This is a genomic window from Siccirubricoccus sp. G192 (assembly GCF_019084075.1).
Classification (GTDB): Bacteria; Pseudomonadota; Alphaproteobacteria; order Acetobacterales; family Acetobacteraceae; genus G192.
In genome coordinates, this window is record NZ_JAHREN010000001.1 from 3176099 (window position 1) to 3190679 (window position 14581).

Genomic DNA, 14581 nt, shown 5'->3' on the forward strand with positions numbered 1-14581 from the left:
CATGTTTGGCCCCTTCGAGCGCACCGTCGCCTTCCGCTATCTGCGGGCGCGGAAGGGCGAGCGCTTCGTCTCGGTGATCGCGATCTTCTCCCTGGTCGGCATCGCGCTTGGCGTCGCAACGCTGATCATCGTTATGAGCGTGATGAATGGCTTCCGGCAGGAACTGCTCGGCCGCATCCTCGGCCTCAACGGCCATATGGGCGTCTATGCCGCAGAGGGCGGGCCCATGCGGGACTTCGATCCGGTGGTGACCCGCATCCGCGGTCTGCCCGGCGTGGTCGAGGCGGCGCCGATCATCGAAGGCCAGGTGCTGCTCACCAGCGAGGCCGGCGGCGCTTCCGGCGGCCTGGCGCGCGGCATCCGGCCGGAGGATCTCCGGGCCCGCGGGATCATCGCCGACAATATCCGCCGTGGCAGCCTGGAGGAGTTCGGGGGCGAGGATGCCATCGTCATCGGCACCAGCCTCGCCGCTCGCATGCGGGTCGGCATCGGCGACCGCATCACCCTGATCTCGCCGCAGGGCCGCGCCACGGTGGTAGGCACCCTGCCGCGGGTGCGCGCCTATCGGGTGGTGGCGATGTTCAATGTCGGCATGAACGAATACGACAGCAGCTTCGTCTTCCTGCCGCTGGAGGCGGCGCAGATCTACTTCCAGATGCCTGGAGCCGCGACGCAGGTGGAAGTCTTCGTCCAGGACCCGACCCGCGTCCGTGTCGTGAATCCCGAGATCCGCCGCGCCCTGGCGGACCGGCCGGTGCGCATCGTCGACTGGCAGGACGCCAACAGCAGCTTCTTCAATGCGGTGCAGGTCGAGCGGAACGTGATGTTCCTGATCCTGACCCTCATCATCATCGTCGCCGCCTTCAACATCATCAGCAGCCTCATCATGCTGGTGAAGGACAAGGGGCGGGACATCGCCGTCCTGCGCACCATGGGCGCCACGCGTGGCGCGATCCTGCGCATTTTCCTGCTCTGCGGCGCCTCGGTCGGCGTGCTCGGCACCGCCATCGGCTTCGCGCTCGGCCTGGTCTTCTGCCTGAACATCGAGAGCATCCGGCAGGCGCTGCAAGCGCTGACGGGTACCGAGCTGTTCAGCCCCGAGGTCTATTTTCTATCGCAATTGCCAGCGGTGGTGGACCCGGGGGAGGTGGCGCAGGTGGTTGGCATGGGGCTCGGCCTGTCGCTGCTGGCGACGCTCTATCCCAGTTGGCGCGCGGCGCGCCTCGACCCGGTGGAGGCGTTGCGGAATGAGTGAGCCCGCGCCACCGCTTCGCCTCGCCGCCGTCGAGCGGCACTATCGCACCGAGGCCGGCGAGCTTCCCGTCCTCCAGGGCGCCGATCTTACCTTGGAGGCGGGCGAGATCGTGGCCCTCGTCGCCCCTTCCGGCACCGGCAAATCCACGCTGCTGCACTTGGCCGGGCTGCTCGAAAGGCCCGATGCCGGGGAGGTTTTCATAGCCGGCCAGGCCGCCGGCACGCTCTCCGACGATGCCCGCACAGCGATCCGGCGTAATTCCATCGGCTTCGTCTATCAGTTCCATCATCTGCTGCCGGAATTCACCGCACTGGAGAATGTCCTGCTGCCGCAGATGGCGGCCGGAGTCGCACGGGCCGCGGCCGAGGCCAGGGCCCATACGCTGCTTGCCGCTTTCGGCCTGACGGGGCGGGAGCATCATCGGCCCGGCCGCCTCTCGGGCGGCGAGCAGCAGCGGGTGGCGATCGCGCGCGCCCTGGCCAATGCGCCGCGCATCCTGCTGGCCGATGAGCCCACCGGCAATCTGGATGTCGGCACCTCCGGCCGGGTCTTTGCCGAATTGCTGGACGCGGTTCGCAACCACGGCGTCGCGGCGCTGATCGCCACCCACAACCCGGAGCTTGCTGCGCGCATGGATCGGGTCGTGACCTTGCGGGATGGCCACGTGGTGGCGGGCTGAATCCTATTCGGCCGCCAGCAGCACCGGCGCGCGGCCGCACTCCGCCGGGGCGCGGCGCAGCAGCAGCCCGATCAGCCGCGCCAGGAACAGCACCACCCCCGCCAGCCAGACCAGTGCCGCGCCGATCGCCAGGCCTGGCGCGTCATGTGCGATCGCCAACCAGATCCCGACCGGGAACACCACCGCGGCGCCGGCCGAAAGGATGAACTGAGCCAGTGCTGGCACCCGCCGCTCCGCCAGTTCGGGATAGGCCCGATAGGTCAGCCCCATCAGCGAGAGCGAGGTCCAACCGAGCAGGTTGAGATGGGCATGCACCGGCGAAAAGCGGAAATCATGCGCGATCCCCATGGCGATGCCCATGCAGACACCGCCCAGCAGGCAGGTGGCCGCGGCGACCAGGAACCAAAGCGGGAGTTTGGGCATGGACATTTCCTCCGTGTTGCCGTTCGCGGCCGGATATGCCGGCTCGGCGTTTCAGCGGAATGTCATGGGCGGCGCGAAAGTGTTTCGCCCGTTTCACGCCGCCATAGTGCCCCGATCAGCATCCCTGCGATCACCGTCAACATGCCGAAACCCTGCGCCGGCGTGACCTGCTCCCCCAGCAACAGCCAGGCCCAGAAGGTGCCGAGCGCCGGCATGAGTGGCGGCAGCAGCGCGCCCTGCACCGGCCCCATGGCGGCGATGGCGCGGCTATAGAGGATGATGGCCACACCCCCTGCGACAAGCCCCTGATAGCCGGCCTGCAAGGCGACCTCACCCCAAAGGCCCGTGCTCCAGGCGATGCCGATCCCGCCCGGGCCCAGCAGCGCCAGATGGGCCGGCACCCAGGCCAAGGACAGGGCGCCGATGACGCAGGCGGCGCGCAGCCCCGTTACCCCCCAGCGGCGCATCAGCACGCCATAGAGCGCCCAGTTGAAACCGCTCCAGAACAGCAGGAGGTCGCCGATCCAGACCATCGGGCCGTCGTCCTCAAAGAGGCTGGCCCCGCCGATCAGCAGCAATCCCGCGGCGAGGATCGGGATACCGAGTCGCACGCCCGGCCCTGGCTTCTCCCGCAGCACCAACCAGCCCAGCACCGGCGCGCAGAGCATGGTGCCGCCCGGATTCAGGATGGAGGCGTGAATCGCCGGCGCGAATTCCAGCGCCAGAACGGTCAGCAGGAAATAAGGTGCGCCCGCCAGCAGCGCCAGTACAGCGGCACGGCAAGGGCTCAGCCCCCCCCGAGCCCGATTCGCAGGAGCAGCACCAGGAAGAGCGGCCCTGCCACCGCATAGCGCAGCAGCACCAGGTCGGGCACCGAGAGCCCATTCTGGAGCCCATGCCGCGAGGCGACGAAATTGCCGCTGAACAGCAGCATGGCAAGCACGCCGCCGGCAACCGCGGCGCGGTGGGATCTCTGTTCGGCGCCGGGCATCACGGCGCAGCATGCCCTTCGCCATCACGCCGCGCCATGGCCGGTGGTTTGGCCAGGAACGGTCGTGCCGGGCAGGCCGCACTGTGCTACGAAGGCGGCCTTGGGGAGTCCTTCATGGCCGCGGATCCAGCCTCCTTCGTCCATCTCCACGTCCATTCCAGCTATTCCCTCTCGGAAGGCGCCATCAAGGCGGAGAAGCTGCCCGGTCTGGCCAGGGAGGCCGGCATGCCGGCGGTGGCGCTGACCGATACCGCCAATCTCTTCGGCGCGCTGGAATTCGCCCAAGGGGCGGCGGGCAAGGGGGTGCAGCCGATCATGGGCTGCCAGCTCTGGCTCTCCCGCAGCGCCGCCGATGAGCGGCCGGAGGCCGAGCGCCAGGCGCCCGACCCCGTCGTTGCGCTGGCCATGGATGCGCGCGGCCTCGACAACCTCCAGCGCCTGTCCTCGCGCTCCTTCCTCGCCGCCGATGCCTCCGGCAAGCCTTGCTTGAAGCTCGGCACCTTGCAGGACCACGCGGCGGGGCTGATTCTGCTGACAGGGGGCACCACGGGGCCGATCGCGCGTCTGCTGCTGGAAGGCCGCCGCGACCCCGCCGCCCGGCTGCTGGCGCAGCTCAAGGAAGCCTTCCCCGATCGGCTGGCGATGGAGTTGCACCGCCACGGGCTCGATACCGAACGCCTGGTGGAGCCCGCGCTCCTGGCCCTGGCGGACGAGCAGGCACTGCCGATCGTGGCGGCCAACGACGTCTATTTCGCCACCGCCGCGATGCATGAAGCGCATGACGCCCTGCTCTGCATCGCCGAGAGCCGCATGCTGGCCGAACCCGATCGCCGCCGCGTCACGCCGGAACACTGGTTCAAGCCGCCCGCCGCCATGCGCGCGCTCTTCGCCGACCTGCCGGAGGCCTGCGACAATACGCTTGCCATCGCCCGCCGCTGCGCCGTGATGGTGGAGACGAAGAAGCCCGCCTTGCCGCTCTGCCCCAAGGTGCAGCCTGGCATGACCGAAGCCGAGACGGTGCAGGACATGGCGCGCCGTGGGCTCGACCTCCGCCTCGATGCCATGGGCGCGGATGCGGCGGCGCGCGAGACCTATCACCAGCGCCTGGTTTACGAGCTTGGCGTCATCGAGAAGATGGGCTTCTCGGGCTACTTCCTGATCGTCGCCGATTTCATCCAATGGGCGAAGCAGCACGGTATTCCCGTGGGTCCGGGCCGCGGTTCGGGCGCAGGCAGCGTCGCCGCCTGGGCCCTGACCATCACCGATCTCGACCCGATGCGCTTCGGCCTGCTCTTCGAGCGGTTCCTCAACCCCGAACGCGTCTCGATGCCGGATTTCGACATCGATTTCTGCCAGGACCGGCGCGACGAAGTGATCAATTACGTCCGCGACGAATATGGCCACGACCGGGTCGCGCAGATCATCACCTTCGGCAAGCTCCAGGCCAAGGCGGCGGTGCGCGACTGTGGCCGCGTGCTCGGCATGCCCTATGGCCAGGTGGACCGTATCGCCTCGCTGATCCCCTTCAACCCCGCCAAGCCGGTCACGCTGCAGCAGGCGATCGATGGGGAGCCGCGCCTGCAACAGATGCAGCGCGAGGACGAGACGGTCCATCGCCTGCTCGACATCGCCAACCAGCTTGAAGGGCTCTATCGCAACGCCTCCACCCATGCCGCCGGCGTGGTGATCGGCCAGGCGCCGCTGATCGATATCGTGCCGCTCTACCGCGATCCGCGCAGCGAGATGCTGATCACCCAGTACTCGATGAAGTATGTCGAGCAGGCATCGCTGGTGAAGTTCGACTTCCTTGGCCTGAAGACGCTCACCGTGATCCAGCAGGCGCTGGCGATCCTGCGTGGCCAGGGCATCGAGATCGATATCGATCGCATCCCGCTGGATGATGAAGCCACCTATGCCATGCTGCGGAAGGGCGATGCGGCCGGGGTGTTCCAGTTCGAAGGCCAGGGCATGCGCGACTGCCTGCGGCAGATGAAGGTGGACCGCTTCGAGGACCTGGTCGCCGCCGTGGCGCTCTACCGTCCCGGCCCGATGGCCAATATCCCCGCCTATTGCGCCCGCAAGCATGGCGAGCCCTGGGATAGCCCGCATCCCAAAATCCACCACATCCTGGCCGAGACCAACGGCATCATGGTCTACCAGGAACAGGTGATGCAGATCGCCCAGGAGCTGGCGGGCTATTCGCTAGGCGCCGCCGACCTGCTGCGCCGCGCCATGGGCAAGAAGATCCGCAAGGAGATGGAGCAGCAGCGCGAGATCTTCACGCGCGGTGCCACGGAGCGGGGGGTCGAAGCGGCCAAGGCTGGCGAGATCTTCGACCTGATGGAGAAATTCGCCGATTACGGCTTCAACAAGTCGCATGCTGCCGCCTATGCCCTGGTCAGCTACCAGACCGCCTGGCTGAAGGCGAACCATCCGGTGGCCTTCCTCGCCGCCTCCATGACGCTCGACCTGGATAAGACCGAGAAGCTTTCGGGACACATGCAGGAGGCGTCGCGCCTCGGCATCGCCGTGCTGCCGCCGGATGTGAACCACTCCGGCGCCGAGTTTCTCACCGAGCAAGGGCCGGACGGCCAGCCTGCCATCCGCTTCGCCCTCGCCGCGGTGAAGCGGGTCGGCGCCGCCGCCATGCGGGACCTGGTCGCGGCCCGCGATGCGTCCGGGCCCTTCGCCAGCATTGCGGATTTCGCGGCGCGGGTGGAGCCGCGGCTGCTCAACAAGATGCAGATCGAGAACCTGGCCAAGGCCGGCGCCTTCGACCGGCTGGAGCCAGAATCGCGCCCGGCTGGTGGCCGGTGCCGAGGTGATCCTGCGCCGTGCTCAGGCCAGCGCGGAGGATCGCGCCAGCGCCCAGATCGCCCTGTTCGGCGGCGCCGGGGCCAAGCCGGAGCCGCTGCGCCTGCCCGATCTTCCGGACTGGCCGCAGCTTGAGAAGCTCTCCTACGAGGCCGAGGCGGTGGGTTTCCACCTTTCGGCGCATCCGCTGGATACCTACCGCGCGGTGCTGCAACGGCTCGGCGTTACGCGCTCCTCGCATATCGCCGAACGCGCGAAAGGCGGGGCGGCGCGGCTGAAGCTGGCGGGAACCGTGGTGAACAGCAAGGAACGCCCGACCCGCACCGGCAGCCGCATGGCCTGGGTGACCCTGTCCGACACGGCAGGCAGCTATGAGGTAACGCTGTTTTCCGAGGTGCTTTCCCGCTCCCGCGACCTTCTGGCTGAAGGCACGATCGTGCTGGTCACGGCCGAGGCGCGGCTGGAAGGCGAGACGCTCCGCCTCACCGCGCAGGAGATGGAGGGGATGGAGCGGGCCGCCCAGGGCGTTGGCCAGGGCATCCGTCTCTGGCTGGAGGCTTCGGCAGCGGTGGAGCCGATTCGGGCATTGCTCACCCGCGAAGGCCGGGGGAAGGGCAGGGTGGTGGTGGTGGCCCGCACTGGGACGGGGCAGGAGGTGGAACTGGCCCTGCCGGGGGGGCTTCAACGTCTCGCCCCGGCTGGTGCAGGCCATGAAGGTCCTGCCCGGGGTGGCGGATGCGGAGGCGGTTTGAATACCTCTGAACCTCCCGGTCGTCCGAAGGCGTAGCCGGAGGGTGAATCGGCCAGCAAGATACAAGCCGTCGAGCCCGGTTGCTTGGCGGCCCGGCCCATGCCATATGCCGGGCCGCTGGTGCCGGGAGTTCCCCTGGTGCCGGCAAATTCGCACGCGGCGCGCCCTTCCGTAACGGTCGGGTCCGGTCCCCTTACAGGGAATTGCGCCGCGGAGGCTCAACCGGACTGAATGGAAGGATCTCGCCCCATGGCGATGCCACAGGTTTCCCTGCGTCTGCTGCTCGAAGCCGGCGTGCATTTCGGCCACCATACGCGGCGCTGGAACCCGCGCATGGCGCCCTACATCTTCGGCGTCCGCAACCAGGTCCATATCCTCGACCTGCAGCAGACCGTGCCGATGCTGGACCGTGCGCTGCGCGCTGTCCGCGATGTGGTAGCGGCCGGCGGCCGCGTGCTTTTCGTCGGCACCAAGAAGTCGGCAGCGGAGTATGTGGCGGAAGCCTCCACCCGCTGCGGCCAGTATTACGTGAACCACCGCTGGCTCGGCGGCATGCTGACCAACTGGAAGACCATCACCGGCTCCATCAAGCGCCTGAAGCAGATGGAGGAGCAGCTTGCCGGCAACATCACGGGTCTCACCAAGAAGGAGATCCTGATGCTGACGCGCGAGCGCGACAAGCTGAACCGCGCGCTCGGCGGCATCAAGGAGATGGGGGGCCTGCCCGACATCATCTTCGTGATCGACGTGGTGAAGGAGAAGCTGGCGATCGAGGAGGCCAACAAGCTCGGCATCCCGGTCGTCGCGGTGGTGGACAGCAATGCCGATCCGCAGGGCGTCGCCTTCCCGATCCCGGGCAATGACGATGCGATCCGCGCCATCAACCTCTATTGCGATCTCGTCGCCGGCGCGGTCTTCGACGGCATCTCGGCCGAGTTGAAGGCCTCCGGCGTTGATCTCGGCGCCGCCGAGGATGTGGCCGAGGAAATCCCGGCCGACCTCGCCGCGGAGCCGGTGCTCGAGGAGGCGCAGGCGAGCCCGACCATCGGCCTCGACCATGAGTCGCTTGAGCAGATGGTCCAGGAGAACCGCGACGACGGCAACCAGGCCGGCAAGGTCTGAGCGCAGCAAGGCACGGGAGAAAGCCAATGGCCGAGATCACCGCGGCGATGGTCCGCGACCTGCGCGAGAAGACCGGCGCAGGCATGATGGATTGCAAGAAGGCGCTGGTCGAAAGCGCCGGCGACATGGAAGGCGCCATCGACTGGTTGCGGAAGAAGGGCCTCTCGGCCGCCGCCAAGAAGTCCGGCCGCCTTGCCGCGGAAGGGCTGGTCGGCGTCGCCAGCGGCCCCCAGGTCGCCGCCATGGTCGAGGTGAATGCCGAGACCGATTTCGTCGCACGCAACGAGAAGTTCCAGGATTTCGTCGCCGAGGTGGCGGGCCTGGCGCTCGCGGTCGGCGACGATGTGGAGCGGTTGAAGGCGGCCACCTATCCCGGCACCGGCCATAGCGTGATGGAGGAACTCACTCGCCTCATCGCCACCATCGGCGAGAACATGACCATCCGTCGCGCCAAGCGGCTGGAGGTCGGTGAGGGCGTGGTGGCGACCTATACTCATAACGCGATCCGCCCGGGTCTGGGTAAGATCGGCGTGCTGGTCGCGCTGGAGGGCAAGTCCGAGATCGAGGCGCTGGAGCAGCTTGGCCGCCAGATCGGCATGCATGTCGCCGCGGCGCGGCCGGAGGCGCTGGATGTCAGCGCCGTCGACCCCTCCGCCCTGGTGCGCGAGAAGGCGGTGCTGATGGAACAGGCCCGTGTCTCCGGCAAGCCGGAGGCGATTATCGAGAAGATGGTCGAGGGCCGCATCCGCAAATACTACGAGGAAGTGGTGCTGCTGGAGCAGGTCTGGGTGCATGACGGCGAGAGCCGGGTGAAGGCGGTGGTCCAGAAGGCCGGCGGCAATCTGACCGGCTTCGCCCGCTTCCAGCTTGGCGAGGGCATCGACAAGCCGACCGGCCCGGATTTCGCCAGCGAGGTCGCGGCTGCGGCCGGCACCGGGCCGGCCTGAACCGGCTTGGCGGCGGCAACCAGGCCGTCGCCGATCCGGGTTGCCGGCTACGGCATCGTGACATCCGGCCGGGGACCCCCATCCTTGCGAGGGCAATAGGGGCTCCCTATGGTTCCCCGGCTTCTGCCTCTGTCCGTAACCATGATCGAAGAATGAGCATGTCGCCGAGCTACAAGCGTGTCCTGCTCAAAGTTTCCGGCGAGGCCCTGATGGGCGGCCGCGACTACGGCCTCGACACCGCCACCTGCCGTGCCATAGCGGAGGATGTGCGGGGCGTGATCGCGCTTGGGGTCGAGGTGTGCCTGGTAATCGGCGGCGGCAACATCTTCCGGGGCATCTCTGGGGCCGCTGCGGGCATGGACCGGTCCCAGGCCGATTTCATGGGCATGCTGGCGACCGTGATGAATGCGCTGGCGATGCAATCCGCACTGGAGAAGGTCGGCGTGCCGACCCGGGTGCAGAGTGCGATCGCCATGGAATCGGTCTGCGAGCCCTATATCCGCCGGCGCGCCATTCGGCACATGGAGAAGGGCAGGGTCGTGATCTTTGCCGCCGGAACGGGCAATCCCTTCTTCACCACCGATACCGCCGCAGCCTTGCGGGCGGCCGAGATGGGCTGCGACGCGCTGCTGAAGGGCACCCAGGTGGACGGCGTCTATTCCGCCGATCCCCGCAAGAATCCGCAGGCGGAGCGCTACCTGACGCTTACTTATCTGGATATCCTGTCGCGCGACCTGCAGGTGATGGATGCCGCCGCCATTTCACTTGCGCGCGAGAACCGCCTGCCGATCATCGTCTTCAATATCCACGAACCCGGCGCCTTCACGGCGGTAATGAAGGGCGAGGGACGTTTCACTACGGTGGTCGAGCAGTAATGGCGCCTCGGGTGGAGGGCGGTTTCGCCCGAAGCCCCGGTCCGGGCCGCTCATAGAAGGGGGAAGACAGGCCATGCCGGCCGACGTGAAGGCACTGAAGCAGGATCTGCAGCGCCGCATGGACGGCGCCATGGAGATGCTACGCAAGGAATTTTCGGGCCTCCGCACCGGCCGCGCCAGCCCTGCATTGCTGGAGCCGATCCGGGTCGAGGCCTATGGCACGGAGCAGCCGCTGAACCAGGTGGCCAATGTTTCCATCGCCGGGCCCGGCCTGCTTTCCGTGCAGGTCTGGGACAAATCTGTGATCAAGGCCGTGGAGGTCGCGATCCGGGACAGCGGCCTCGGCCTGAACCCGCAAACCGAGGGCCAGGTCATCCGGGTGCCCCTGCCGCCACTGACCCAGGAGCGCCGCAACGACCTGGTGAAGGCCGCCGGCAAATATTCCGAAGGGACGCGGGTGGCGGTTCGCGGCGTCCGCCGAGACGGCATGGAACAGATCAAGACCTGGGAAAAGAAGCACGAGATCGGCGAGGATGATGCCAAGACCTGGGCCGAGGAGGTCCAGAAGCTGACCGACCAGTATATCAAGCAGATCGATCAGGCCCTGGCCGAGAAGGAAAAGGACATCCGGCAGGTCTGAGGCTACAAGAGCCCGCAGGATGTCCCTCCTCTCCTCCGCCAAGCTCGCTGCCGTCCCTGCTGTTGCGGACACGGCCGCGCCGCCGCCTGCGCATGTCGCCATTATCATGGATGGCAACCGGCGCTGGGCGGAGGCGCGTGGCCTGCCGGTGGCGCTCGGCCACAAGGCCGGCGCCGAGGCGGCGCGGCGCGCCATCGAGTCTGCGGTGCGCGAGGGGGTGGGCTGGCTCACCCTCTTTGCCTTCTCCTCCGAGAATTGGCACCGACCGCCCGAGGAGGTCACCGCGCTCACCGGCCTGCTCCGCCTCTATCTGCGTTCCGAAGTCGGAACCCTGGCCAAGGAGGGTGTGCGGCTACGCGTCATCGGCGACCGGGCTCGCTTCGGTCTCGAGACGATGCGGGAGATCGAAAGGGCCGAGGCTCGGACCGCCGAAGGGACCAGACTGAATCTCACCGTCGCGCTGTCCTATGGCGCCCGGGCGGAGATCCTGGCGGCCGCGCGGGCGGTAGCGGCCGCGGCGGCGGCCGGCAGCCTGGACCCCGCCGGCCTGGACGAGGCCGGCTTCGCCGCCCGCCTTTATACCGCGGGCATGCCCGATCCCGACCTCATCATCCGCACCTCCGGAGAGCAGCGCCTGTCGAATTTCCTGCTCTGGCAGGCGGCCTATGCCGAATTCGTCTTCCAGGATGTGCTGTGGCCCGATTTCGGCGCCGAGCACATGGCCCGGGCCATCCAGGAATTTGGCCGGCGGGAGCGCCGCTACGGTGCCCGTGCTGGCTGACTCCGGCCCCACGTCTTCGCCCGCTGTGGCCTCCCGTTGGCGGGACCTGCGGAAGCGGGCGCTTTCGGCCGCGCTGCTGCTGCCAGCGGCGATCCTCTGCATCTGGTTGGGCGCGGAGGCCTGGACCGCGCTCATGGCGGCGGCCGTAGCTTTGCTTGCCTGGGAATGGGTTCGGCTCTGCGGCTTCTCGACGCGCCGGTTGCCTGGCTTGGCCGTGCCGGTCGTGGTGCTGCTAGCGGGCACGTTGGCAGTGGAGGGGCTCTGGCTGGCGGCGCTGGTGGTGCTTGGCCTGGGCGCCGGTCTCACCTGGGTCATCGGTCGGCCGCCGCGCTATCGTCAGATACTGCCGGGGGGGTGGCTCGCCTTCGGCGTGGTCTATATCGGCCTGGCCGGGGTGGCGTTGATTCACCTGCGCGGCGATGCGATGGCCGGGCGGGTGAATGTGCTGTTCCTGTTCATGGTGGTCTGGGCCAGCGACATCGGGGCCTATCTGGCCGGGCGCTGCCTGGGCGGGCCAAAACTCGCCCCGGCGGTCTCCCCGAACAAGACCTGGTCGGGGGCGCTGGGTGGGCTGCTCTCAGCCATGGCGGCGGGCGGCGCGGCAGCGTATGTGATGGAGGCGGCCGGCGGCGCGGTACCGTTGCCCCGGGTATTGCTGGTGGCGGCTGTGCTCGGGCTGCTGGCGCAAGTGGGCGATCTGTTCGAAAGCTGGATCAAGCGGCGTTTCCACGTGAAGGACACCTCCTCCCTCATCCCCGGCCATGGCGGGCTGCTCGACCGGCTGGATGGCGTGTTGGCCGCCGCCCCGGCGGCGGCGCTGCTTGGCGTCCTGCTTGGCCCAGGGGAAGCGCTGTGGCACTGAACTGCCCGCCGCGCCGGGTCAGTATCCTCGGCAGCACCGGCTCCGTGGGCACCAGCACCCTGGCGCTGCTCGATGCCGCGCCGCCCGGCAGCTTCGTGGTGGAGGCGCTGGTCGCCGGTCGCGATGCGACGGCGCTGGCCGGCCAGGCCCGCCGGCTCGGCGCCCGCCTGGCGGTGGTGGCCGACCCGGCCGCTTATGGCGTGCTGCGGGAGGCTTTGGCCGGCAGCGGCATTGAGACCGCTGCCGGGCCGGAGGCGGTGGTCGAGGCCGCCGCCCGCCCGGTCGACTGGACCATGGCGGCCATCGTGGGCTCGGCCGGGCTTCGCTCCACCCTGGCCGCGCTGCAGCGCGGCGGCACCCTGGCGCTGGCCAACAAGGAGAGCCTGGTCTGCGCCGGCGAGATCGTGCTGGCCGCCGCAAGCCGCTCCGGCGCGCGACTGCTGCCGGTCGATTCGGAGCACAACGCCATCTTCCAGGCGCTCGATGCCCGTGACCCGGCGATGATCGAGAAGATCGTGCTGACCGCTTCCGGCGGTCCCTGCCGGATGATGGACCTGGCCGAGATGCGGGCCGTGACGCCCGAGATCGCCGTGCGCCATCCGATCTGGAAGATGGGCGCCAAGATCTCGGTGGACAGCGCCACCATGATGAACAAGGGGCTGGAACTCATTGAGGCCGCCCGGCTCTTCCCGGTGCCCGAGCCGCGGATCGAGGTGCTGGTCCATCCGCAATCCACCGTGCACGGGTTGGTTCAATACGCGGACGGCTCCATCCTGGCGCAGCTCGGTACGCCGGATATGCGAACCCCGATCGCCCATAGCCTCGCCTGGCCGGACCGGATGGCGGTGGACCTGCCGCGGCTCGACCTGGCGCAATTGGGGCGGCTGGAATTCCTGGCGCCGGACCCGCTGCGGTTTCCGTCGCTCCGCCTGGCCCGGCAGGCTTTGCGGGACGGGGCAGGCACCCCAACTGTGCTGAATGCCGCCAATGAGGTGGCAGTGGCGCTGTTCCTGGATCGCCGGCTCGGCTTCCTCGACATCGCGGCGGTGGTGGAGGAAACGCTCGAACTCTTCGGCACCCCGGCCGCAGCGACGCTTGAGGATATCCTGGCCCTCGACGCCGCGGCGCGGCGCGAGGCCGCGAGGTTGGCCACCCGCCGCTCCGCGGCGTGATGCCGCCCGCGGCACCATGGACATGCCTCGCCGATCGATAGGAGACCGCGTTGGACCTGCTGGCGAATCTCTGGAACCTGCTGCCCTCCCTGCCGCGCACCCTGATTGCCTTCGCGGTGGTGCTGGGTGTGCTGGTTTTCGTGCATGAACTCGGCCATTACCTTGCAGCACGCTGGCGCGGCGTGCATGTGGATGCCTTCTCCATCGGCTTCGGCCGTCCGCTGCTGCAGGGGACGGATCGGCGCGGCACGGAATGGCGGCTCGGCTGGATCCCGCTCGGCGGCTACGTGAAGCTGCATGGGCAGGAGACGCCCGCGGAGGTGCCGGCGGAACAGCGTGCCACCTGGCGCGCCGGCCATACCTTCCACGAGAAGCCGGTCGGCAGCCGCGCCATTGTTGTGGCCGCTGGCCCCATCGCCAATTTCCTGCTCGCCATCCTGCTTTTCGCTGGACTGTACGGGACCATCGGCCAGCCGATGGGCGGCACCGGCATCGGTGCCGTGGTGGAGGGCTCGCCCGCCGCCCGTGCCGGGTTGCGGCCGGGCGACGAGATCCTGGAACTGGACGGCGTGCGGGTGACCCGGTTTGAGCAGGTGCAGCGGCATATCCAGCCGCGCGCCGGCCAATCGGTGGAACTGCGCGTCGCACGCGACGGCACGGAAGTGACACTCCACGCGGTACCGGAGGCGCGCGACGGGGCGCAAGGGGCGGTGGGCGTGCTCGGCGTCCAGGGTGGCGCAGCTCGTTTCGAGCGGCTGGACCCGGCCTCGGCCCTGGTCGCGGGGGCGGTGCAGACGGCGGATGTGACCTGGCAGACCCTGGCCGGAGTCGCTGAGATGCTGACCGGCAGCCGCAGCGCGAAGGAGCTTGGCGGGCCGATCCGCATCGCCGAGATTTCGGGGGAGGCGGCCTCGCTCGGCATCGTGCCGCTGGTCAACCTGATGGCGCTGCTCTCGGTCAGCCTCGGGCTGCTCAACCTCTTCCCGATTCCCCTGCTCGATGGCGGGCACCTGGTCTTCTATGCGGCGGAGGCGATTCGCGGTCGGCCGCTGCCGCCCAAGGCACAGGAATACGGCTTCCGCGCAGGATTCGCGCTGCTCGTCACGCTGTTCCTGTTCGCGTCCTGGAACGATATCGCGAATGGCAAGATCGGCGCCTGGGTGGCCGGATTGGTAGGGTGACGCAGGCCGTGGCGGGCGAACCGGGCCGCCTCTCGCCCGCGACGTGGCGCCGCGGCACCGCAGCCCGCTAAAGGCTGCGACGTCGAAA

13 protein-coding genes and 1 pseudogene are annotated in these 14581 nt (G+C 68.5%); 11 read left to right on the forward strand and 3 right to left on the reverse strand.

The genetic code is table 11. The annotated features are described in order from the left end of the window. The first annotated feature begins 1 nt into the window (after window position 1). Window positions 2–1255 carry a lipoprotein-releasing ABC transporter permease subunit gene (locus KSF81_RS15250; RefSeq protein WP_217379721.1) on the forward strand — a complete coding sequence of 418 codons (1254 nt, stop codon included), beginning with the start codon at window positions 2–4 and terminating at the stop codon, window positions 1253–1255. After that, complete coding sequence (locus KSF81_RS15255) at window positions 1248–1934, forward strand: ABC transporter ATP-binding protein (protein WP_217379722.1); 687 nt, start codon at window positions 1248–1250, stop codon at window positions 1932–1934. The genes KSF81_RS15250 and KSF81_RS15255 overlap by 8 nt, the downstream gene beginning before the upstream one ends. A gap of 3 nt (window positions 1935–1937) precedes the next feature. Here KSF81_RS15255 and KSF81_RS15260 read toward each other — a convergent pair whose 3' ends face one another. The 3 genes from KSF81_RS15260 to KSF81_RS15270 all read right to left on the reverse strand — a co-directional run bounded on the left by KSF81_RS15260 (window position 1938) and on the right by KSF81_RS15270 (window position 3348). Then, the gene (locus KSF81_RS15260) at window positions 1938–2357 is read right to left on the reverse strand and encodes a hypothetical protein (RefSeq protein WP_217379723.1); all 420 of its coding nucleotides are present in this window, start codon (window positions 2355–2357) and stop codon (window positions 1938–1940) included. A 62-nt stretch (window positions 2358–2419) separates the two neighbouring features. Further along, the gene (locus tag KSF81_RS15265) at window positions 2420–3025 is read right to left on the reverse strand and encodes a DMT family transporter (protein WP_217379724.1); all 606 of its coding nucleotides are present in this window, start codon (window positions 3023–3025) and stop codon (window positions 2420–2422) included. Window positions 3026–3144: 119 nt separating this feature from the next. Further along, window positions 3145–3348, reverse strand: a complete 204-nt coding sequence (locus KSF81_RS15270; RefSeq protein WP_217379725.1) for a hypothetical protein — start codon at window positions 3346–3348, stop codon at window positions 3145–3147. A gap of 114 nt (window positions 3349–3462) precedes the next feature. On the opposite strand from KSF81_RS15270, the pseudogene dnaE reads away from it, so the two are divergent. The 9 genes and pseudogenes from dnaE (at window position 3463) to rseP (ending at window position 14493) form a co-directional block, all read left to right on the forward strand. Continuing rightward, window positions 3463–6914, forward strand: a pseudogene (gene dnaE, locus KSF81_RS15275) (DNA polymerase III subunit alpha). Window positions 6915–7162: 248 nt separating this feature from the next. Then, complete coding sequence (gene rpsB, locus KSF81_RS15280; protein ID WP_217379726.1) at window positions 7163–8035, forward strand: 30S ribosomal protein S2; 873 nt, start codon at window positions 7163–7165, stop codon at window positions 8033–8035. 26 nt (window positions 8036–8061) lie between these two features. Then, window positions 8062–8982 (forward strand): translation elongation factor Ts, encoded by a 921-nt coding sequence (tsf, locus tag KSF81_RS15285; RefSeq protein ID WP_217379727.1) that lies wholly within the window; start codon window positions 8062–8064, stop codon window positions 8980–8982. A gap of 152 nt (window positions 8983–9134) precedes the next feature. Beyond that, window positions 9135–9857: a UMP kinase gene (gene pyrH / locus KSF81_RS15290; RefSeq protein ID WP_217379728.1), complete on the forward strand. Its 723-nt coding sequence runs from the start codon at window positions 9135–9137 to the stop codon at window positions 9855–9857. Between the two features lie 73 nt (window positions 9858–9930). Further along, window positions 9931–10497, forward strand: coding sequence for a ribosome recycling factor (gene frr / locus KSF81_RS15295; RefSeq protein ID WP_217379729.1), 567 nt, complete (start codon window positions 9931–9933; stop codon window positions 10495–10497). A gap of 19 nt (window positions 10498–10516) precedes the next feature. Next, window positions 10517–11278 (forward strand): polyprenyl diphosphate synthase, encoded by a 762-nt coding sequence (gene uppS, locus KSF81_RS15300; RefSeq protein WP_217379730.1) that lies wholly within the window; start codon window positions 10517–10519, stop codon window positions 11276–11278. Next, complete coding sequence (locus KSF81_RS29750; RefSeq protein WP_309139570.1) at window positions 11262–12140, forward strand: phosphatidate cytidylyltransferase; 879 nt, start codon at window positions 11262–11264, stop codon at window positions 12138–12140. Before uppS ends, KSF81_RS29750 begins: the two co-directional genes overlap by 17 nt. Further along, window positions 12131–13312, forward strand: coding sequence for a 1-deoxy-D-xylulose-5-phosphate reductoisomerase (dxr, locus tag KSF81_RS29755; RefSeq protein WP_309139571.1), 1182 nt, complete (start codon window positions 12131–12133; stop codon window positions 13310–13312). Before KSF81_RS29750 ends, dxr begins: the two co-directional genes overlap by 10 nt. Window positions 13313–13362: 50 nt before the next feature. Next, window positions 13363–14493: an RIP metalloprotease RseP gene (gene rseP / locus KSF81_RS15310; RefSeq protein WP_254453544.1), complete on the forward strand. Its 1131-nt coding sequence runs from the start codon at window positions 13363–13365 to the stop codon at window positions 14491–14493. Window positions 14494–14581: the final 88 nt, after the last annotated feature.